Source organism: Mycoplana sp. 10N416, assembly GCF_056394765.1.
This window is the reverse complement of sequence record NZ_JBFTIM010000001.1, coordinates 647,720-668,024: the sequence shown is the minus strand read 5'-3', so window position 1 is coordinate 668,024 and position 20,305 is coordinate 647,720. Positions and strand designations below refer to the sequence as shown.

Sequence of the window (20,305 nt, the reverse complement as noted above, 5' to 3'; positions counted from 1 at the left end):
TGTAGGGTGCTCCGACTAAAACGAGGAGTTGTCCGTGGCCGACCTATCCGCCTTCCCGATCACCAAGAAGTGGCCTGCAAAGAACCCCGACATCATCCAGCTCTATTCGCTGCCGACACCGAACGGCGTGAAGGTTTCGATTGCGCTGGAGGAGCTTGGCCTGCCCTATGAGGCACATCGCGTCGATTTCGGCGCCAACGAGCAGAAATCTCCGGAGTTCGAGTCCCTCAATCCGAACGGCCGCATTCCTGCGCTGATCGATCCGAACGGTCCCGACGGCAAGCCGATCGGTCTCTTCGAGTCCGGAGCGATTCTCTACTACCTCGCCGAAAAGACCGGCAAACTGGTCCCCGCCGACGCAGCGGGCCGTTACGAGACGCTGTGCTGGGTGATGTTCCAGATGGGCGGCGTCGGGCCGATGTTCGGCCAGTTCGGCCATTTCTACAAATTCGCCGCCGAGAAGGTCGCCAACAATTCCTATCCGATGGAGCGCTATCGCGATGAGGCCAAGCGCCTGCTCGGCGTCATGGAAGGCCGGTTGAAGAACCGGCAGTGGATCATGGGCGACACCTACACGATCGCCGACATCGCGCTGTTCCCGTGGGTGCGTGGCGCGGATGTGTTCTACGGCGGCCGAAACGTGATCGGCTACGACGATTTTCCCGCCGTGATGGACTGGTTGGAGCGCTGCCTTGCCCGTCCGGCGTCGGGCAGGGGCATCGACGTCCCCACCAAGGAGTGACGCAAAGGCGCGACCGGGCGGCGCGGCCACGCGTTGACGCCGCCGGTCTCTGCGCGCTACCTCTGACGAAACGCAAGGACGCAGGAACAGCATCGTGACCGGAAGATTGGTAGTCGTGGGCGGCGGTCAGGCCGCGTTTGCCTTGGTCGCAAAACTGCGCGCGCTGAAGGACATGCGCCCGATCACGATCGTCGGCGCCGAAGCAAGCCTGCCTTACCAGCGCCCGCCGCTTTCGAAGAAATACCTCCTCGGCGAGGCCGACCTCAGTCGCCTGCAGTTCCGCCCCGAAGCCTGGTACCCTGAAAACGATGTCGAGATCAGGCTTTCGACGGAAGCGATCTCGATCGACCGGGCCGCAAAAACCGTCACGCTTTCCGACGGATCCAGGCTCGATTACGAGTACCTGGCCCTTGCGACGGGTGCGACCCCCCGCCGTCTTCCTGCTGAGATCGGCGGCGACCTGAAGGGCGTCTACACGGTGCGCGATTATCTCGATGCCGACCGGCTCGGGCTGGAGATGACCGAGGGGCGCAAGGCGCTGGTCGTCGGCGGCGGCTATATCGGGCTGGAGGCGGCCGCGGTCGCCCGGGGCAGGGGGCTCGACGTCACCGTCATCGAGATGGCCGACCGCATCCTCCAGCGCGTCGCCTCGCCGGCGACCGCGACGATCCTCAAGGCAATCCACACCGCCCGCGGCGTCGATGTCCGCGAGAAGACGGGTCTTGCCCGGCTCCTTGGCGAGGACGGCCGCGTCACCGGGGCGGAACTCTCGGATGGGACGGTTCTTCCCGCCGACATCGTCGTCGTCGGGATCGGCATCACGCCGAACGACCGACTGGCGCGCGACGCTGGCCTGGAGGTCTCGAACGGCATTGTCGTCGACGCGTTTGCCCGCACCTCCGACCCGGCGATCTTCGCGATGGGCGACTGCGCGGTCCTACCCTTCGAGGACAGGATGGTACGGTTGGAATCCGTGCAGAACGCTGTCGATCAGGCCGAGGCCGCCGCCGCCGTCATCGCCGGTGGCGATGAACCCTACCTGCCGAGGCCCTGGTTCTGGTCGGATCAGTACGACGTGAAGCTGCAGATTGCCGGCTTTTGCATGGGCTATGACGACACGCTCGTCCGGCTGGGCCAGCGCGAGGGCAGCGTGTCCGTCTGGTATTTCCGCGAAGGCCGGTTCATCGCCGTCGATGCGGTCAACGACGCCAAGGCCTATGTGGTCGGCAAGAAGCTTCTTGAACTCGGACGCAGCCCGGATCGGGCGCAGCTCGAAGATCCCGCCTTGGATCTGAAGACACTGACACTTTGACCGGCCGGCGGGCTTGCATCTGAAGATAAAGCAGCCCTGGCCGGGCGTACCGTTTTGCGTTCGTTAAGCATCACGCGGCATAGGGCTGCACAGATCCGCCCTTCGCGGCCGGGTTCATCCAATCTTCAGCATTCTGCGGCTGAGTGCGGCTCCGTGCCCATTCTACCGGATTTGTCATGCTCCGCATCCTCACCTGCCTCACCGTAGAGCACGATCTGCGGTTGGTTCTACTCGCTGCCTTGATTTGCTTCTTGTCCTGCTATGTCGCGGTGTCGCTGATCCAGCGGGCGAGATCCGCCTCGGCAAAGGCACGGCTGCTGTGGCTCGGCGCGGCGGGTGTCGCGAGCGGGTTCGGCATCTGGGCAACGCACTTCATCGCCATGCTTGCCTACGATCCCGGCGTCGTCATCGGCTACGGTCTGGAGCTGACGCTCGCCTCGCTGATCGTCGCCATCGCCGTGACGACGATCGGCGCCGCTCTTGCGACCTATGTCGCCGGCCCGGTCGCCGCAGCCTCTGGCGGGCTCATCGTTGCCGCCGGCGTCGCCAGCATGCACTATCTCGGCATGTCAGCGCTCGAACTGCCCGGAGAGATCGTCTGGGACCACGCGCTGGTTGCCGCATCTCTTGCCGGCGGTGCCTTGTTCTGCGGGTTGTCCCTGGTGCTCTGCATGCGCCGCGGAGGGGCGACGGCATCGCGCCTTGGCGCGACCCTCTTCATGGCGCTTGGCGTCGTGTCGCTGCATTTCGTCGCGATGGCGGCCGTCACCGTGATGCCCGGGCCGATGCATGTCAACGACAGCGCGGTGCTGTCTCCTGCACTGATGGCGCCTTTGATCGCGGTCGTTGCATTCTCCTTGCTTTTCACCGGCTTGACGGCTGCGATCTTCGCACGACAGACCGAGACGGCGCTCAACGATGGTCTGCGCCAGTTCGCGCTGCTGGTTCAGGGCGTTTCCGACTATGCGATCTACATGCTCGATCCGAAGGGCGTCGTCACCAATTGGAACGCGGGTGCGGAACGCAACAAGGGATACAAGGCCCACGAAATCGTCGGTCAGCATTTTTCGCGCTTCTATGACGAGGCCGATCGCGAGGCAGGCCTTCCGGAAGAGGCGCTGAGGATCGCTCGCGCGGAAGGCAAGCACGAAGCCGAGGGACGCCGTTATCGAAAGGATGGAACCCATTTCTGGGCACATATCGTCATCGATGCGATCCACGACAATGACGGCACGCTTATCGGCTACGCCAAGATCACCAAGGACGTTACCAAGGAAAAGGCGGATGCCGACCGCATCGCCGAGGTCAGCAAGAACCTCGACCTGGCTCTGGAAAACATGTCACAGGGCCTGTGCCTTTACGATCGCGACGAGCGGCTCGTGTTCTCCAACAAGCGTTTCGCCGAGCTGTTCGATTTTCCCGGCGAGCGCGTAAGAGCCGGTCTCACCTTCCGGGAACTGATCGACCGTGCGCTGGCGGACACCTATCGGATGCCGGAAATCTGGCTGCCGAAGGCCTCGGAACTCTATGCGCGGCATCGTGCAATCATCCAGCAGAGCGGCGCCGTCGTGGAGAAGCTTCCGAATGGCGTGTCCGTCCAGATCCGATACCGGGTCCTTCCCGATGGTGGCTGGGTGGTGACCTATGAGGACATTTCAGAGCGCTTGCGCAACGAGGAACAGATCGCCTTCATGGCGCGGCATGACGGCCTGACGGGGTTGCCGAACCGCGCGAATTTCAACGACAGTCTCGCCGCTGCCGTCGACCACGCCGACCGCTACTCCGGCAAGGTCGCCGCAATCGGCATCGACCTCGACAAGTTCAAGGAAATCAACGACACTCGCGGCCATTCCGCAGGCGATCAGGTGCTGATCACGCTGTCGCAGCGCATGCAGGCCTGCCTCGAGCCCGACGAAACGATCGCCCGCTTCGGTGGTGACGAGTTCGCCGCCTCCAAACGCTTCGACGACATTGCCGATCTCAACGACTTCATTGCGCGCCTGGAGGTTTGCTTCCAGGAGGACATCGTTATCGACGGGTACGAAATCAAGCCGGCCGCGAGCCTCGGCGTTGCCATTTATCCGCAGGACGCCAGCGACCTTGAAGCGCTTCTCAACAACGCAGACCTGGCCATGTACCGGGCCAAGGACGCGCTGATGGAGACCGTTTGCTTCTATGAGGTCTCCATGGACGAGGCCGCGCGAAGCCGCCGCCTTATCGCCAAGGATCTCTGGCTTGCGATCGAGCGCAACGAGCTTCAACTGCACTATCAGGTCCAGAAGGCGGTCGATTCCGGATCCATCACCGGTTACGAAGTGCTGCTGCGTTGGCACAGCGCCGAGAGAGGCACGATTGCGCCATCGGATTTCATTCCAATTGCCGAAGAGTGTGGAGCGATCATCCCACTCGGCGAGTGGGTGCTACGCGAGGCTTGCAAGGAGGCCGCGAGCTGGGAGAAGCCGCACAAGATCGCCGTCAACCTTTCCCCCGTTCAGCTCGGCCATGCCGACGTGGCAGCTCTGGTGCATCGCGTTCTGATCGAGACGGGTCTTTCACCCCAGCGGCTCGAGCTGGAAATCACGGAATCGACCATCATCGGCGACAAGCAGCGCGCCCTCCACACGCTGCGCCAGATCAAGGCGCTCGGCGTCACCATCGCGATCGACGATTTCGGAACCGGCTATTCGTCCCTGGAAACGCTCCGTTCTTTTCCGTTCGACAAGATCAAGCTGGACCGCAGCTTCATGAACGAGGTGGAGGAAAGCCCGCAGGCAAAGGCGATCCTCCGCGCGATCGTGGCGCTCGGGCAGACCTTGGAGGTGCCTGTGCTCGCCGAAGGCGTCGAGACCAGGGACCAACTCGATATCCTCCGCTCCGAAGGATGCGCGGAAGCGCAAGGGTACTATCTCGGTCGGCCGCAGCCGATGACCGGCACGAGTGAAACAAGGGCCGCCTGAGACCGCGGCGACCCTGCGGTCTCAGGCCACGGGTTGCTAGGCTGTCTTCTTTCACTGCGACATGAAGCAGTGGCCGGTGCGATCGAGCTGGAAGCGGGGAAAAAAGAAGACGCCGATGATCGTGCCCGCATAGCGCTGCTCGAGGCCAGTCGATTCGCCGATGCAGAAGACCGGCTGGCGTGGCGCGCCCGTCGTGTTGATCGTCGTTGAAAAACAGAAGCTCGAGGATGCCGTCGCCGCTTGCTCGAACAGTTCGAGAACGCGGTTGCGATCCTGCGGCTCATAGCAGCGCACGAGGTTGAGAAGGCCGCAATTGCGTTGATCCAGCCCGTGCATGCGCGCAGCTTTGTCACCCAGGCGAAAGAGGCCATTCGACAGGTCGCCCGTCCAGCGCTCGGTGATACAGTATTGTGTCAGGAGCTCATTGTCCGAGGCATCGAAAGAGACGGAGCCGGGCACGAATGGCGAGACGAAGGCGGACTTGGCAATCTTGAACACATCTAACCCCAGCCGGCAGGCCCGGCTCGACCACGATGCCGCCTGTTAGCTGCGGCGCAAGCAAACTGATTGTCTCGGTGAAGGTACGGGCTTCAGCCGATTGAAATATACTCCGCGACGCCTTTCCGGTTCGCGGAAAGAGGCCTGTGAACGGTTGGCCGCCGGTGGACCACGATCCGGCCGGCAATTCCACTATGATTGGTCGTTCTATGATTTCAACGGGCAGTTTGGTTGCACGGTTAACGTGCCATGGTTCCGTGTCATTGTGCCGATTGCCCCCTCGCCAGTCTATCGCTCGCTTCAGGTGCGTCTATACTGCTAATTTTGCAATCGGCAAGAACTGGAAACTCAAATAGTCCAGTATCCGCAAGTTAATTCGGTTCGTGACTGACAAATGTCAACAAAAAGGGCGGCCCGCAGACCGCCCTCCTGTATGTCATTAGACTTTCGTCTAATTACATCATTCCGTCCATGCCCATGCCGCCCATGCCGCCCGGCATGCCGCCGGCAGCTTCCTTCTTCGGGAGCTCGGCGATCATGGCTTCGGTGGTGACGAGCAGGCCGGCAACCGAAGCTGCGTCCTGCAGAGCGGTGCGGACGACCTTGACCGGGTCGACGATGCCCATGGCGATCATGTCGCCGAACTCGCCGGTCTGGGCGTTGTAGCCGAAGTTGTCGCTCTTTTCGTCGAGGATCTTGCCGACGACGATCGAAGCTTCGTCACCAGCGTTCTCGGCGATCTGACGGGCCGGAGCCTGCAGGGCGCGGCGAACGATGTTGACACCGGCTTCCTGGTCGGCGTTCTCGCCCTTGACCTTCAGCTGGGCGGAGGCGCGCAGCAGAGCGACGCCGCCGCCCGGTACGATGCCTTCCTGAACGGCAGCGCGGGTCGCGTTGAGCGCGTCGTCGATGCGGTCCTTCTTTTCCTTCACTTCGATTTCCGTCGAACCGCCGACGCGGATCACGGCAACGCCGCCGGCGAGCTTTGCAAGGCGTTCCTGCAGCTTCTCGCGGTCGTAGTCCGAAGTGGTTTCTTCGATCTGGGCCTTGATCTGAGCGACGCGGCCTTCGATTTCAGCCTTCTGGCCGGCACCGTCGACGATCGTGGTGTTTTCCTTGGAGATCGAGACCTTCTTCGCACGGCCGAGCATTTCGAGCGTGACGTTTTCGAGCTTGATGCCGAGGTCTTCGGAGATCACCGTGCCGCCCGTGAGGATGGCGATGTCTTCGAGCATGGCCTTGCGGCGGTCGCCGAAGCCAGGAGCCTTGACGGCAGCGATCTTCAGGCCGCCACGCAGCTTGTTGACGACGAGCGTCGCAAGAGCTTCGCCTTCGACGTCTTCAGCGATGATGACGAGCGGCTTGCCGGTCTGGACGACGGCTTCGAGAACCGGGAGCATCGCCTGCAGGTTCGACAGCTTCTTCTCGTGCAGGAGAACGTAGGCGTCTTCCAGGTCGGCGACCATCTTTTCCGGGTTGGTGACGAAGTAGGGCGACAGGTAGCCGCGGTCGAACTGCATGCCTTCGACGACTTCGAGTTCGGTTTCGGCGGTCTTGGCTTCTTCAACCGTGATGACGCCTTCGTTGCCGACCTTCTGCATGGCTTCAGCGATATCGAGACCGATCTGCTTTTCGCCGTTTGCCGAGATCGTGCCGACCTGTGCAACTTCTTCCGAAGTGTTGATCTTCTTGGCCTTGGCCTGGAGGTCCTTGACGACTTCCTTGACTGCGAGGTCGATGCCGCGCTTCAGGTCCATCGGGTTCATGCCGGCAGCAACGGCCTTGGCGCCTTCGCGGACGATGGCCTGGGCCAGAACGGTTGCGGTGGTGGTGCCGTCACCGGCGATGTCGTTGGTCTTCGAAGCGACTTCGCGGACCATCTGGGCGCCCATGTTCTCGAACTTGTCTTCCAGTTCGATTTCCTTGGCAACGGAAACGCCGTCCTTGGTGATGCGCGGAGCGCCGAACGACTTGTCGATGATGACGTTGCGACCCTTCGGGCCGAGCGTGACCTTCACTGCGTCAGCGAGAATGTCGACGCCACGCAGCATCTTTTCGCGCGCGGTGCGGCCGAACTTGATTTCTTTGGCTGCCATTTTCAAAACTCCTGGTTTCGAAATGCCGGTGGTCCCGGCTTGAATTTACAGAAACGTTCGTGGGGAACCGGCGATCAGCCGATGATGCCCATGATGTCGGCTTCCTTCATGATCAGAAGGTCTTCGCCGTTGAGCTTGACTTCGGTGCCCGACCACTTGCCGAACAGGACGCGGTCGCCGACCTTGACGTCAAGAGCGACGATCTTGCCGCTTTCGTCACGGGCGCCCGAGCCGACGGCGACGATTTCGCCTTCCTGCGGCTTTTCCTTGGCGGTATCCGGAATGATGATGCCGCCCTTGGTCTTTTCCTCGGACTCGACGCGACGTACGACGACGCGGTCGTGGAGCGGACGGAAGTTGGTGCTTGCCATTGTCTAATCCCTCGATCAAATGACATGTCCCGGATCGGGAACCGATCCGGTGGATTTGTGTTAGCACTCGCCATAGATGAGTGCTAGCCTGACCGAGATAGGCTCGGGTCCGGATCGAGTCAAGAATTGGCCACCAAAAAAGTTGGCCCCCGTGGATTCGATTGACTTAATTGCCGGGATTATGTTTAACGGTGCCATGGGGTTTGCGAATGCCCCACGAGGCGCCATGCCAAATTTCGCGTCCTTTATAGCACTATCGAGGGACGTATCATGGCTTCCTACAATGCAATCTCTCCCGAAAAACTCGTCAGGCTGATCGGCACGCCGAAAGCGCCGGTCATCATTGATGTTCGCGATGACGACGATTTCGCCGCCGCTCCCTACCTGCTGCCGACGGCGATACGCCAGGGCCATTCCGATGCCGAGGCCTGGGCCGCGACGCCGGCCTACCGCGACCGCGGGGTGGTCGTTGCCTGCCAGAAGGGGCTGAAGCTCAGCGAAGGCGTTGCCGCCTTGCTGCGCCTTGCCGGCGCGCAGGCGGAAATCCTCGAAGGCGGTTTCGCCGCATGGCAAGCGGCTGCCCTGCCGCTTGTTCCGGTCAGGAGCCTGCCACAGGACAGGACGGCCGGCGGCACGCTCTGGGTCACGCGATCCCGCCCGAAGATCGACCGGATCGCTTGCCCTTGGCTGATCCGGCGGTTCGTCGACCCCGCGGCAAAATTCCTTTTCGTCTCGCCGTCGGAGGTGGAGGCGGTGGCCGCGCGCTTCGGGGCAACGCCCTTCGATATCGAGGGTGTGTTCTGGAGCCATCGCGGCGAGCTTTGCAGTTTCGACGTGTTTGTGGAGGAGTTCGGGCTTGCCTTCCCCGCCCTGAAACACGTGGCGCGGATCGTGCGGGGCGCCGATACCAACCGACCGGATCTCGAGCCGCAGGCATCGGGCCTGCTTGCGATTTCGCTCGGCCTGTCGCGCATGTATGCCGACGATCTCGAACAGTTGGAAGCCGGCATGCTGATCTATGACGCGCTCTATCGGTGGGCGCGCGATGCCGCCGACGAGATGCATGACTGGGTCTCGCACACGCCCCGCAAGAGGGACGGCCGTGAATAAGCCCATTCTGTCTGGCGGTGCCGATCTGTCGCCGCCGCCGCATCCCTCCTTCCGCGAAGCGCTCGGCGTCTGGACGAAGATCGGTCTGCTGAGTTTCGGCGGTCCGGCCGGCCAGATCGCGCTGATGCACAAGGAACTGGTCGACGAGCGCCGCTGGATCTCGGAAAGCCGGTTCCTGCATGCCCTGAACTACTGCATGCTGCTGCCGGGTCCGGAGGCGCAGCAGCTTGCCACCTATGTCGGCTGGCTGCTGCACGGCACGCGCGGCGGTATCGTGGCGGGAACGCTGTTCGTGCTGCCGGGCTTTCTCGTCATCTGCGCGCTGTCGGCCGCCTATGCGGTCTTTCAGCGAACCGACTGGCTGCAGAACCTTTTCTTCGGCCTTAAGGCAGCGGTGCTGGCGATCGTGCTCGAGGCGCTGGTGCGGGTCGCGAGCCGCGCACTGAAAACCCCGTTCATGCGCCTGCTGGCAGCGCTTGCCTTCATCTGCCTGTTCGTCCTTGCGCTGCCCTTTCCGCTGGTCATCGCTGCGGCAGGCATTTGCGGCTACCTTGTCGCGCGAACCGCGCCGGGTCTCCTGCAGCCGCCGGCCGGTCATAAGGCGCACGCCGTCGACAAGCCTTCCGTGATTGGCGATGCGTTCCCCGACCGGCAGCGCGGCATCGGCGCAACGCTCGGTATCGTCGTTGCCGGCGCCGTTCTTTGGGCCGCACCCTTTGCTCTTCTGCCGCTGCTTCCCGCTGGGCCGGGTGCGTTTGCCACCATCGGTGTCTTCTTCTCCAAGATGGCGGTCGTCACCTTCGGCGGCGCCTATGCGGTGCTCGCATATGTCGCGCAGCAGGCGGTCGAGACCTATCACTGGCTGAAGCCGGGCGAGATGCTGGATGGATTGGCGCTGGCGGAGACGACGCCGGGGCCGCTGGTTCTCGTTCTCTCCTTTGTCGGCTTTCTCGCCGCCTTCCGGGATACGGCGGGGCTCGATCCGCTCGCAGCCGGCCTGCTGGGCGCATTCCTCACCACCTGGGTCACCTTCGTTCCCTGCTTTCTCTGGATCTTCCTTGGCGCGCCCTATGTCGAGCGCCTGCGTGCCAACGCTGCCCTGTCCGGCGCGCTGGCGGCGATCTCGGCCGCCGTCGTCGGTGTCATCCTCAATCTTGCCGTCTGGTTCGGCCTGCACGTGCTCTTCCGCGAAGTCGGCGCATTGCGGCTTGGCCCGATCTCGATGGCTCTGCCGGAACCGGCCTCGATCGATGTGCTCTCGCTCCTGTTGACGATCGCAGCAGCCGTGATGCTGTTCCGCCTGCGCCTCGGCATCGTCTACACGCTGCTCGTCTGCGCAGTCGCGGGGTTTGCGCTCAACGCGCTCATTTAGCCGCGGCAGCGGCAAAATTGTCGGCAGGCCCTTGTTTTCTCGATCCGGCTTTGCGATGTCAGCCGGGCTTATCAGGATCGGGAAACAGCATGGCCAAGCGCATTCAGTCCTTCCGCGAGATCACGGGTCAGTACGACGTCGTCCTCTGTGACGTCTGGGGCGTGCTGCACAACGGCGTGGAAGCCTTCGCTCAGGCCTCTGAGGCATTGGTGGAGGCCCGCGCGGCCGGACTGACCGTCGTGCTGATCACCAACTCGCCGCGCCCCCGGCCCGGCGTGCAAGTGCAGATCCGCGGCCTTGGCGTCCTGGACCAGGCCTATGACCGCATCGTCACCTCCGGCGACGTGACCCGGTCGCTGATCACCGCCGGCCCGGAAAAGATCTATTTCATCGGTGCGCGCAAGGACGAGGCGCTGCTCGAGGGGCTTGGTGTGCAGGCCGTCTCGGCAGAAGAGGCGGGCATTGTCGTCTGCGCGGGCCTGCGTAACGACGAGAAGGAAACGGCGGACGATTATCGCGGAGAGCTGGAGAAGCTCGCCACCCGTCATCTGCCCTTCATCTGCGCCAACCCCGATCTGGTCGTGGAGCGCGGTCATCGGCTGATCCCCTGCGCCGGTGCGCTCGCCAAGCTCTATGAAGAGATGGGTGGAAGCACGCTGATCGCCGGCAAGCCGCATCGACCGATTTACGAGAAGTCGCTGGAGGAGGCGCGTGACGTGCGGGACGGGTTCGACCTTTCCCGCGTGATTGCGATCGGCGACGGCATGCCGACCGACGTGCGCGGCGCTGAAGCCTTCGGCCTCGATGTGCTCTATATTTCCGGCGGCATCCACGCCAAGGAATACGTCAAGGACGGCGTGACCGACGAAGCGAGGCTGAACGCGTTCCTGGCGCGCGAAAAGGCGGCGCCGAAATGGTGGATGCCACGATTGCAGTGATTGGACGGCGAGGCCGCATGACCGTATTTCATCGCAACGAAACCAGGGAGCCGCTGCCCGAGCATCTGCGCGCGGGTGTGATTGCAATCGGCAACTTCGATGGCGTTCATCGCGGTCATCAGTCCGTCTTGCAGCGGGCGCTGGACATTGCGAACGCGCGTGGCGTGCCGGCGCTGGTCCTCACCTTCGAGCCGCACCCGCGCACGGTCTTTCGCCCCGATCAGCCCGTCTTCCGCCTGACGCCGGCGCACCTGAAGGCGCGGATCCTGGAGGGGATGGGGTTCTCGGCAGTGATCGAATATCCCTTCAATCGACAGTTTTCGCAGACAGCGGCAGCAGACTTCGTCCGCCAGGTGCTGATGGAGTGGCTGCACGCCAGCCATATCGTCACCGGCTTCGACTTCCATTTCGGCAGGGGCCGGGAGGGCGGTCCGGCCTTCCTGATGGCGGCCGGTGAGGAAAACGGCTTCGGCGTGACCCTGGTGGACGCTTATCGCGACGAAAATGCCGAGGTGATTTCGTCGAGCCGTATCCGCGAACTGCTTGCCAAGGGCGACGTGGCCGAGGCGGCGGGCCTGTTCGGCTACCACTACACCGTCGAAACCGAGGTGATTGGTGGTAAGCAACTCGGCCGGACGCTCGGCTTTCCGACCGCCAACATGCAGCTTCCCCCCGAGGTGGAACTGCGCACCGGCATCTATGCGGTTCGTTTTCGCCGCGGCGATGGCACGCTGTTCGACGGCGTTGCCAGCTTCGGCCGCCGCCCGACCGTGGACAGCAACGGCGCGCCGCTGCTCGAGACCTTCGTCTTCGAGTTTTCCGGCGACCTCTATGGCGAGACCTGTACGGTTTCCTTCTTCGAACACCTGCGCGACGAGCTGAAGTTCGACGGTCTCGACGCGCTGGTCGTGCAGATGAAGCGCGACGAGGAGGAGGCAAGGGCGCTCCTTTCCGGCGTGCGCCCCCTCGGCGAAATCGACCGGCTGCTCTGTTGCTAAAGAAGAAAACGCGCGCGGCCGCGCCACCGCACCTTTTCAACTGGCCGAAAACGCCGTAATACCGCGCGTCATGATGTTCTACCGGCTGACCATCGACCTGCGAATTAGTGGCCCGGCCTTCCGCGCGCTCTGAGCGAGGCCGGAAGGTCCGGGATTTCGGGCGTTGCGAACCACGCCCCCGCCGTCACCGACAGACAGATCCCCTCTTGCAGCGCGACAATTCGCGCGATGAAGCGATAGCCAAGCCATGACCGACACGCCCGAGAAGATCGACTATTCCTCCACCCTCTACCTGCCGCAGACGGATTTTCCGATGCGCGCCGGCCTGCCGCAGAAGGAGCCGGAAACGGTGGCCCGCTGGCAGAAGATGGACCTTTACAAGAAGCTGCGCGCTTCCGCCGCCGGCCGCGAGAAGTTCGTCCTGCACGACGGACCGCCCTATGCCAATGGCAACATCCACATCGGCCACGCGCTGAACAAGATCCTCAAGGACGTCATCAACCGCTCGTTCCAGATGCGCGGCTATGACGCCAACTACGTTCCCGGCTGGGACTGCCACGGTCTTCCGATCGAGTGGAAGATCGAGGAGAAGTACCGCGAGAAGGGCCAGAACAAGGACGAGGTTCCGGTCAACGAATTCCGCCAGGAATGCCGTGACTTCGCCACCGGCTGGATCAAGGTGCAGACCGAGGAGTTCAAGCGCCTCGGCATCGAGGGCGACTTCGAAACCCCCTACACGACGATGAACTTCCACGCGGAAGCCCGCATCGCCGGCGAACTGATGAAGATCGCCAGGAGTGGCCAGCTCTATCGCGGCTCCAAGCCGATCATGTGGTCGGTGGTCGAGCGCACCGCGCTCGCCGAGGCCGAGGTCGAGTACGCCGATGTCGAGAGCGACATGATCTGGGTAAAATTCCCGGTCAAGGAAGGCCCGGACGCACTGGCGGGAACCTTCGTCGTCATCTGGACCACGACGCCCTGGACGATCCCCGGCAACCGCGCCATCGCGTTTTCCTCGCGCTACGCCTACGGCCTTTATGAGGTCGCGACCGCCGAGAACGATTTCGGTCCGCAGCCGGGCGAGAAGCTGATCTTCGCCAAGCGCCTGGCCGACGAATCCGCCGCCAAGGCGAAGCTGACCTTCAACTTCGTCCGCGACATCGAGGCCGATGAACTGGGTGGGATCACCTGCGCCCATCCGCTGCACGGTCTCGGCGGCGGCTACGACTTCAAGGTACCGCTGCTCGACGGCGACCACGTCACCGACGACGCCGGCACCGGCTTTGTCCACACCGCCCCCGGCCACGGCCGCGAGGACTTCGACGCCTGGATGGATAGCGCGCGTGCGCTGGAAGCCCGCGGCATCTCGTCGGCGATCCCGTTCACCGTCGACGACGCAGGCTACTTCACGTCCGACGCGCCCGGCTTCGGTCCGGATGCGGAAGGCGGTGCCGGCCGCGTCATCGACGACAAGGGCAAGAAGGGCGATGCCAACGAGCGTGTCATCAAGGCGCTGATCGCCCGTCATGCGCTGTTCGCGCGCGGCCGCCTGAAGCATTCCTACCCGCATTCCTGGCGCTCGAAGAAGCCGGTGATCTTCCGCAACACGCCGCAATGGTTCGTCTACATGGACAAGGAACTCGGCGACGGCACGACGCTGCGCTCGCGCTCGCTGTCGGCGATCGACGACACCCGCTTCGTCCCTGCGGCCGGTCAGAACCGCCTGCGCGCGATGATCGAAGGCCGTCCGGATTGGGTGCTTTCCCGCCAGCGCGCCTGGGGCGTGCCGATCGCAATCTTCGCCGACGAGCAGGGTGAAATCCTCGTCGATGAGGCCGTCAACGCCCGCATTCTCGAAGCCTTCGAGAAGGAGGGCGCCGACGCCTGGTTCGCCGACGGCGCCAAGGAGCGCTTCCTCGGCAACGACCACGACCACGTCCGCTGGACGCAGGTCATGGACATTCTCGACGTCTGGTTCGACTCAGGGTCGACCCACACCTTCACGCTCGAAGACCGCCCCGACCTGAAGTGGCCGGCCGACGTCTACCTGGAAGGCTCCGACCAGCATCGCGGCTGGTTCCACTCGTCGCTGCTCGAAAGCTGCGCCACGCGCGGCCGCGCGCCCTATGACGCCGTCGTCACCCACGGGTTCACGATGGACGAGAAGGGCGAGAAGATGTCGAAGTCGAAGGGCAACGTCGTCTCGCCGCAGGATGTCATGAAGGACGCCGGCGCCGACATTCTGCGCCTGTGGGTGATGACCACCGACTACTGGGAAGACCAGCGCCTCGGCAAGACGATCATCCAGACCAACATCGACGCCTACCGCAAGCTCCGCAACACCATCCGCTGGATGCTCGGCACGCTCGCGCACGACAAGGGCGAGGAGATCGCCTATGCCGACATGCCGGAGCTGGAAAAGCTGATGCTGCACCGGCTTGCCGAACTGGATAAGCTCGTGCGCGAGGGTTACGACGCCTTCGACTTCAAGAAGATCGCCCGCGCGCTGATCGACTTTTCCAACGTCGAGCTTTCGGCCTTTTACTTCGACGTCCGCAAGGATGCGCTCTACTGCGACGCGCCATCGAGCCTGCGTCGCCGTTCGGCGCTGGCGGTGATCCGCAAGGTGTTCGATTGCCTGGTGCTGTGGCTGGCGCCGATGCTGCCGTTCACGACGGAAGAGGCCTGGCTTTCGCGCAAGGCCGATGCCGTCTCGGTTCACCTCGAACAGTTCCCGGAAATTCCGGCCGAGTGGAAGAACGACGCGCTGGAAGAGAAGTGGGAGAAGATCCGCACTGTCCGCACCGTCGTCACCGGCGCGCTCGAGATCGAGCGCCGCGAGAAGCGCATCGGCTCGTCGCTGGAGGCCGCTCCAACGGTCCACATCGCCGACCCGGCTTTGCTGGCGGCGCTTGAGGGCGAAGACTTCGCCGAGATCTGCATCACCTCGGCGATCACGCTCGTTGCCGGCGAGGGGCCAGCCGAAGCCTTCCGTCTGCCGGAGGTTGCGGGCGTTGCCGTCGAGCCGAAGCTGGCCGAGGGCAAGAAGTGCGCGCGGTCCTGGCGCATCACCACCGATGTCGGCTCGGATGCGGACTATCCGGACGTCTCCGCGCGGGACGCGGCGGCGCTGCGCGAGATCGGCTTCCGCGCTGCGGCCTGAGGGCTCAACCCGACGAAAGGTTGTGCACAAGACACGCAAGATACCGGATGAATTGCGCTTTTGCGCTTCATCCGGTATTGCTGCCTGAAAATCGTCGGATTTTTACGCCAACGCACGGCATTCGACGGACGTGATCGAAGCGATTCACCGGCTTTGCTGGGAAGGGTTTGCATGAGAATGACGCGAGGAATTCGACTGGGCGCCAGCGTGGCGGCACTGCTTGGCGCATGCGCCATTCTTTCCGGCTGCATCGGCGGCCCGACCTACGGAACCGACAAGACAAGCGGCGAGCAGCTGATGGACGACCTCGGCAATTCCGTGATGCTCAGGACGCCGAACAGCGGCGACAAGAAGATCGCCTATCAGCCGCGCGGCGGCCTCGTGGTCCCCAAGGATCAGGGCCAGCTCGTGGCGCCGCAGAAGTCGCTCGCCTCCACCACCGACAATCCGCAATGGGTGGAAAACCCCGAAGACATGCGCGATCGCCTCAAGGCCGAGGCGACCGAGAACGAGCGCAAGATCGGCTACAATTCGCCGCTGCAGACGCAGCACAACACGATGCGCCAGCTCTCGACGAAGGAACAGACGGAGCAGTATCGCGAGGCGCGCCGGGTGCAGCAGGGCATCTATTCCGACAAGCGCCGCTACCTCAGTGATCCGCCGCTCGACTACCGCAAGATGCCCGAAGAGGCTGCCGCCGACCTCGGCGAGCCGGAGAAGAAGAAGGAGCGCCGGCGCCTGAAGGAGGCCAAGATGGCCAGCGGCGGCTCGACCTGGTGGCCTTTCTGATCCGATGAGCTACCGCATTCGCAACGCGACCGCCGCCGATGCGGCGATCATCCTGCGTTTCATCACCGAACTGGCCGTCTACGAAAAGGCGGGTCATGAGGTCGAGGCGACCGTCGAAACGCTGACGGCTTCGTTGTTCGGCCCCGGGGCGGTGACACGCGCGGTGATCTGCGAAACCGAAACGGGCGAACCGGTCGGATTCGCCGTGTGGTTCTACAACTATTCCACCTGGCAGGCCCGCAACGGGCTCTATCTCGAAGACCTCTACGTGACGCCAGAGCATCGCGGTGCGGGCGTGGGACGCAAGCTCCTGCGGCATCTCGCGCAGGTCGCCGTGGCCGAAGGCTGCGGTCGCTTCGAATGGAGCGTGCTCGACTGGAACGAGCCGGCGATCCGCGCCTACGACGCGATCGACGCCGAACCGCAGACCGAATGGATTCGCTACCGCCTGGCGGGCGACAAGCTGAAGGCATTTGCAGCCGGTTGATTGAGTCCGTGTGGTGAAAGCCGCAAATTTCATTTCACATCTCATATCTTCTTAACCCGGCAGGGTTAGCTTCCGCCGCATGTTGGGTATCAGCAGAAAAACGGCCATGAAGGCTGCGGTTACGACGGGAGCCTCCGTCGTTGTTTCCGTTTGCATCGTTCTGTTGCTGGTGCCGATGCTGGGCGGCCACCCGGATGGTCCGGGCTTTTGGATGAGTGTCCTTTGTCCGTTGCTTATCGGCGGCCCGGCCAGCACCTACCAATTCCACCAGAAAGAAATAACCGCACGTCAACGCGACGCCCTGGCGCGTATGCATGTCGAGTTGGAAGACGCACATCTGGCGTTGAAAAAACTTCATGCTGACCTTGAGCGCAGGGCCAGAACCGATTCTCTGACTGGCGGCCTCAACCGTGAGGCGTTCTTCGCCGGCTTTGAAGCGGAAGGGGCCAGCAACGCGGGGCCTGTTGCGCTGTTGATCGCCGACGCGGATCACTTCAAGAAGGTTAACGATGCCTTCGGTCATCTCGTCGGTGACGAGGCGTTGCGAATGATCGGTGCCGTCATGGCCCGAACCGTCGGAGAAGGCGTTCCGTGGGCCAGGATTGGTGGGGAAGAATTCGTCGCCTTCCTGCAGGGGGCGGATCGCACGCGCGCCATTCAGGTGGCCGAGCGCATCCGCCGCTCCGTTCTGGCAAGCGGCCTCTCGGCCGACGGGCAGCCGGTCCCGTTGAGTGTCAGCATCGGAATTGTGTGCGGCGACGGCCCGTTCGATCCAACGGAGTTGTTTCGTCAGGCGGATGCAGACCTTTATCGCGCGAAATCCGCGGGTAGAAATTGCATCGTGATGGACGGATGCGAGGTATCCGCATCCAGCATGGCTGCTTGAGATCAGTCGCCCTCGCGACGCTCCCGGAAAAACTGCCTGAGTATCTCTGCCGCCTCGATCTCCTGCAGGCCTGAATAGACTTCGGGCGCATGGTGGCAGGTGGGTTGGTGATAAAAGCGCACGCCACTGTCGACGCCGCCGCCCTTGGGGTCCTCGGCGCCATAATACAGCCGCCGCAGCCGGGCAAAGGAGATGGCGGCGGCGCACATGGTGCAGGGTTCAAGCGTGACATAGAGGTCCGCCTCGTTGAGGCGTTCGTTGCCGAGGATTTCGGCCGCGGCGCGGATGACCAGGATTTCCGCATGCGCGGTGACGTCGTGATCCGCGCGCGTGCGGTTACCGGCGCGCGCGACGACCTTTCCTTCGTGGACGAGAACGGCGCCGATCGGCACTTCGCCGCGTTCGGCAGCCCGACGCGCCTCTGCCAATGCCTGGTCCATGAAGCTATTCGTCATGCCCGCTCACAATTTCTCTTAACCCCGGTCGCCTGACCTGATACGACACGCCGAAACGGTAGGCAAACAACATATGACATCCAGAGACAAGCCAAAACGGCCGGGCGCAAAGCCCTTCGACCGCGATCGCAAGCCGCGTGACGGCGCCGGCAAGCCCGATGGCAGGAAGCCGTTCGGCGCGGGCGCAAAGGCGGCCGGCTTCGCCAAGTCCGAACGTGGTTCTTCCAAGCCGCAGGGATCGTGGAAGGACGAAAAGCGCGACTTCGGCAAGAAAGCCGGAAAGAGCGCGCCGGCTGCTGCCGCCAGCCCGTCCACCGGGCAGGAACCCGAACGCATCTCCAAGCTGCTCGCGCGCGCAGGCGTGGCTTCGCGCCGCGACATCGAGCGCATGATCATGGACGGACGGGTTAGCGTGAACGGTGTCGTGCTCGACACGCCGGTCGTCAATGTCACCTTCTCAGATCAAATCGAGGTGGATGGCGTTCCCATCCGCGGCATCGAGCGGACGCGCCTGTGGCTCTATCACAAGCCCGGGGGGCTGGTGACGACCAATGCCGATCCCGAAGGGCGCCCGACCGTGTTCGAGCACCTGCCGGAGGACCTGCCGCGCGTGATGTCGGTCGGCCGTCTCGATATCAACACCGAAGGCCTGCTTCTTCTGACCAATGACGGCGGCCTCGCACGCGTCCTGGAACTGCCGACCACGGGTTGGCTGCGCCGCTACCGCGTGCGCGCCCACGGCAAGATCGACCAGGAAGCGCTGGACCGGTTGAAGGACGGCATCGCCGTCGACGGCGTGCTCTACGGCGGCATCGAGGCGACGCTGGACAAGGTTCAGGGCTCGAACGTCTGGATCACGATGGGGCTTCGCGAGGGCAAGAACCGAGAGGTCAAGAACGTGCTCGGCGCGCTCGGCCTGGAGGTGAACCGCCTGATCCGCATTTCCTTCGGACCGTTCCAACTTGGCGACTTGCCGGAGGGCCAGGCGCTGGAAGTTCGCGGCCGCACGCTGCGTGATCAGCTCGGCCCGCGGTTGATCGAGGACGCGAAGGCGAATTTCGAGGCGCCGCTCTTCGAGCACCAGCACGACGACAGGGAAGAAGCCCCCGCGCACGCCCAGAAGGGTGACCGCGAGGAGCGTCAGCCGTTCCGCGAAAAGGACGGCGACCGTCGGGAGAAGGCGCGGGCGCGCCTGGACACGAAGCGAGACGACCGGTTTGGCGACAAGCGGGACGATAAGCACCATCGCGACCGCGACGATGATCGCTTTTCCACCCGGCCCAAGCACGAACCGGGCAATCGTGCCCGCAAGTCGAACGTCTGGATGGCACCCGGCGCCCGTCCCGTAGCGGAGAAGAAGCCGCAGGCGGCCGAGGGCGAGGAAGCCGTCAAGCGCACGCCGCGTGACCGGCCGGAAGGCGCTCCAAAGACCAAGCGCTACGGCCGGACCCGTGATGGCGAGGCGACGAAGACGAAGCACAAATTCGATCCTGACCGGAAAAAGCCCGGCGGCCGTTTCGAGGAACGCGGCGATCGGGACCGCAACCGCGACAGTGGCGGGCGCGGTCCGCGTGTTCTCGGCGCCGGGGATGAAGGCGGCGAATGGATCCGCGCCAGCGAACCGGAAGCGCAGTCGCGTGACGATCGCGGCGGTGGATTCGGCCGCCCGCGCTCCGGGGCCGGCGACGCGCGTGCTCCGCGTGATTTTGGTGATCGCGCTGGACGCGACGACCGCAAGCCACGCGGCAAACCCTTCGGCGATCGCGGTGGGGACAAGCCGTTCGGCAAGCGCGAGGACAGGCCCTTCCGCGGGCGTGAAAACGACAGGGGTGAACGCTCCTTCGGCGACAGGCCTTCCGGTGGCCGAGGCGGCGAGCGTTCCTTCGGCGACAGGCCTTCCGGCAACCGAGGCGGCGAGCGTTCCTTCGGCGACAAGCCTTCCGGCGGTCGCGGCGGTGAGCGGTCGTTCGGCGGCAAGCCGGGTGGCAAATCCTTTGGCGGCAAACCGTCCTTCGGCAAGCCGGCGGGTGGCCGTCCGGGCGGCAAGCCCGGTGGTGGCAGACCGGCAGGCAAGCCTGGTGGCGGTCGCCCGACCGGCGGCAAACCGCGCGGCCGGGGGAACTGACGCGTC

16 protein-coding genes are annotated in these 20,305 nt (G+C 63.7%); 12 read left to right on the top strand and 4 right to left on the bottom strand.

Annotation, left to right across the window (positions count from 1 at the left end; genetic code table 11):
* Window positions 1-34: 34 nt before the first annotated feature.
* From AC1DDS_RS03200 to AC1DDS_RS03190, 3 genes are all read left to right on the top strand, one after another.
* Complete coding sequence (locus AC1DDS_RS03200; RefSeq protein ID WP_477477549.1) at window positions 35-742, top strand: glutathione binding-like protein; 708 nt, start codon at window positions 35-37, stop codon at window positions 740-742.
* 94 nt (window positions 743-836) lie between these two features.
* Window positions 837-2,054: an NAD(P)/FAD-dependent oxidoreductase gene (locus tag AC1DDS_RS03195; protein ID WP_477477548.1), complete on the top strand. Its 1,218-nt coding sequence runs from the start codon at window positions 837-839 to the stop codon at window positions 2,052-2,054.
* A 176-nt stretch (window positions 2,055-2,230) separates the two neighbouring features.
* Window positions 2,231-5,011, top strand: a complete 2,781-nt coding sequence (locus AC1DDS_RS03190; protein WP_477477547.1) for a bifunctional diguanylate cyclase/phosphodiesterase — start codon at window positions 2,231-2,233, stop codon at window positions 5,009-5,011.
* Between the two features lie 51 nt (window positions 5,012-5,062).
* Here AC1DDS_RS03190 and AC1DDS_RS03185 read toward each other — a convergent pair whose 3' ends face one another.
* The 3 genes from AC1DDS_RS03185 to groES all read right to left on the bottom strand — a co-directional run bounded on the left by AC1DDS_RS03185 (window position 5,063) and on the right by groES (window position 7,976).
* Window positions 5,063-5,509: a hypothetical protein gene (locus AC1DDS_RS03185; RefSeq protein ID WP_477477546.1), complete on the bottom strand. Its 447-nt coding sequence runs from the start codon at window positions 5,507-5,509 to the stop codon at window positions 5,063-5,065.
* Window positions 5,510-5,964: 455 nt separating this feature from the next.
* On the bottom strand, window positions 5,965-7,605 hold the full coding sequence (gene groL / locus AC1DDS_RS03180; RefSeq protein ID WP_310415167.1) for a chaperonin GroEL: 1,641 nt from the start codon (window positions 7,603-7,605) through the stop codon (window positions 5,965-5,967).
* Window positions 7,606-7,679: 74 nt separating this feature from the next.
* Window positions 7,680-7,976, bottom strand: coding sequence for a co-chaperone GroES (gene groES, locus AC1DDS_RS03175; protein WP_097135412.1), 297 nt, complete (start codon window positions 7,974-7,976; stop codon window positions 7,680-7,682).
* 270 nt (window positions 7,977-8,246) lie between these two features.
* Here groES and AC1DDS_RS03170 point away from each other — a divergent pair, with 270 nt between their 5' ends.
* From AC1DDS_RS03170 to AC1DDS_RS03135, 8 genes are all read left to right on the top strand, one after another.
* Window positions 8,247-9,086 carry a chromate resistance protein ChrB domain-containing protein gene (locus tag AC1DDS_RS03170; protein ID WP_477477545.1) on the top strand — a complete coding sequence of 280 codons (840 nt, stop codon included), beginning with the start codon at window positions 8,247-8,249 and terminating at the stop codon, window positions 9,084-9,086.
* Entirely contained in the window at window positions 9,079-10,458 is a 1,380-nt protein-coding gene (chrA, locus tag AC1DDS_RS03165) for a chromate efflux transporter (protein WP_477477544.1), read from the top strand. The genes AC1DDS_RS03170 and chrA overlap by 8 nt, the downstream gene beginning before the upstream one ends.
* Before the next feature lie 89 nt (window positions 10,459-10,547).
* A complete protein-coding gene (locus AC1DDS_RS03160; RefSeq protein WP_477477543.1) occupies window positions 10,548-11,396 on the top strand; it encodes a TIGR01459 family HAD-type hydrolase in 849 nt (282 codons plus the stop codon).
* A gap of 17 nt (window positions 11,397-11,413) precedes the next feature.
* Window positions 11,414-12,394: a bifunctional riboflavin kinase/FAD synthetase gene (locus AC1DDS_RS03155; RefSeq protein ID WP_477477542.1), complete on the top strand. Its 981-nt coding sequence runs from the start codon at window positions 11,414-11,416 to the stop codon at window positions 12,392-12,394.
* Between the two features lie 247 nt (window positions 12,395-12,641).
* A complete protein-coding gene (ileS, locus tag AC1DDS_RS03150) occupies window positions 12,642-15,557 on the top strand; it encodes an isoleucine--tRNA ligase (protein ID WP_477477541.1) in 2,916 nt (971 codons plus the stop codon).
* Between the two features lie 171 nt (window positions 15,558-15,728).
* On the top strand, window positions 15,729-16,346 hold the full coding sequence (locus AC1DDS_RS03145) for a hypothetical protein (RefSeq protein ID WP_477477540.1): 618 nt from the start codon (window positions 15,729-15,731) through the stop codon (window positions 16,344-16,346).
* Between the two features lie 4 nt (window positions 16,347-16,350).
* Entirely contained in the window at window positions 16,351-16,833 is a 483-nt protein-coding gene (locus tag AC1DDS_RS03140; protein ID WP_477477539.1) for an N-acetyltransferase family protein, read from the top strand.
* Window positions 16,834-16,939: 106 nt separating this feature from the next.
* The gene (locus AC1DDS_RS03135) at window positions 16,940-17,719 is read left to right on the top strand and encodes a GGDEF domain-containing protein (protein WP_477477538.1); all 780 of its coding nucleotides are present in this window, start codon (window positions 16,940-16,942) and stop codon (window positions 17,717-17,719) included.
* Window positions 17,720-17,721: 2 nt separating this feature from the next.
* Here the strand turns inward: AC1DDS_RS03135 and AC1DDS_RS03130 are convergent, their stop codons facing one another.
* The gene (locus tag AC1DDS_RS03130; RefSeq protein WP_477477537.1) at window positions 17,722-18,174 is read right to left on the bottom strand and encodes a nucleoside deaminase; all 453 of its coding nucleotides are present in this window, start codon (window positions 18,172-18,174) and stop codon (window positions 17,722-17,724) included.
* A gap of 73 nt (window positions 18,175-18,247) precedes the next feature.
* Between AC1DDS_RS03130 and AC1DDS_RS03125 the strand changes: the two genes are divergently transcribed.
* The gene (locus tag AC1DDS_RS03125; RefSeq protein WP_477477536.1) at window positions 18,248-20,299 is read left to right on the top strand and encodes a pseudouridine synthase; all 2,052 of its coding nucleotides are present in this window, start codon (window positions 18,248-18,250) and stop codon (window positions 20,297-20,299) included.
* Window positions 20,300-20,305 lie beyond the last annotated feature (6 nt).

Excerpts from the sequence above, each read along its gene's own strand:
- AC1DDS_RS03145 (WP_477477540.1), top strand. The coding sequence starts at position 15,729 with ATGAGAATGACGCGAGGAATTCGACTGGGCGCCAGCGTGGCGGCACTG.
- AC1DDS_RS03140 (WP_477477539.1), top strand. The coding sequence starts at position 16,351 with ATGAGCTACCGCATTCGCAACGCGACCGCCGCCGATGCGGCGATCATC.
- AC1DDS_RS03135 (WP_477477538.1), top strand. The coding sequence starts at position 16,940 with ATGAAGGCTGCGGTTACGACGGGAGCCTCCGTCGTTGTTTCCGTTTGC.
- AC1DDS_RS03160 (WP_477477543.1), top strand. The coding sequence starts at position 10,548 with ATGGCCAAGCGCATTCAGTCCTTCCGCGAGATCACGGGTCAGTACGAC.
- AC1DDS_RS03190 (WP_477477547.1), top strand. The coding sequence starts at position 2,231 with ATGCTCCGCATCCTCACCTGCCTCACCGTAGAGCACGATCTGCGGTTG.
- AC1DDS_RS03170 (WP_477477545.1), top strand. The coding sequence starts at position 8,247 with ATGGCTTCCTACAATGCAATCTCTCCCGAAAAACTCGTCAGGCTGATC.
- AC1DDS_RS03130 (WP_477477537.1), bottom strand. The coding sequence starts at position 18,174 with ATGACGAATAGCTTCATGGACCAGGCATTGGCAGAGGCGCGTCGGGCT.
- AC1DDS_RS03125 (WP_477477536.1), top strand. The coding sequence starts at position 18,248 with ATGACATCCAGAGACAAGCCAAAACGGCCGGGCGCAAAGCCCTTCGAC.
- groES (WP_097135412.1), bottom strand. The coding sequence starts at position 7,976 with ATGGCAAGCACCAACTTCCGTCCGCTCCACGACCGCGTCGTCGTACGT.
- ileS (WP_477477541.1), top strand. The coding sequence starts at position 12,642 with ATGACCGACACGCCCGAGAAGATCGACTATTCCTCCACCCTCTACCTG.
- groL (WP_310415167.1), bottom strand. The coding sequence starts at position 7,605 with ATGGCAGCCAAAGAAATCAAGTTCGGCCGCACCGCGCGCGAAAAGATG.
- AC1DDS_RS03155 (WP_477477542.1), top strand. The coding sequence starts at position 11,414 with ATGACCGTATTTCATCGCAACGAAACCAGGGAGCCGCTGCCCGAGCAT.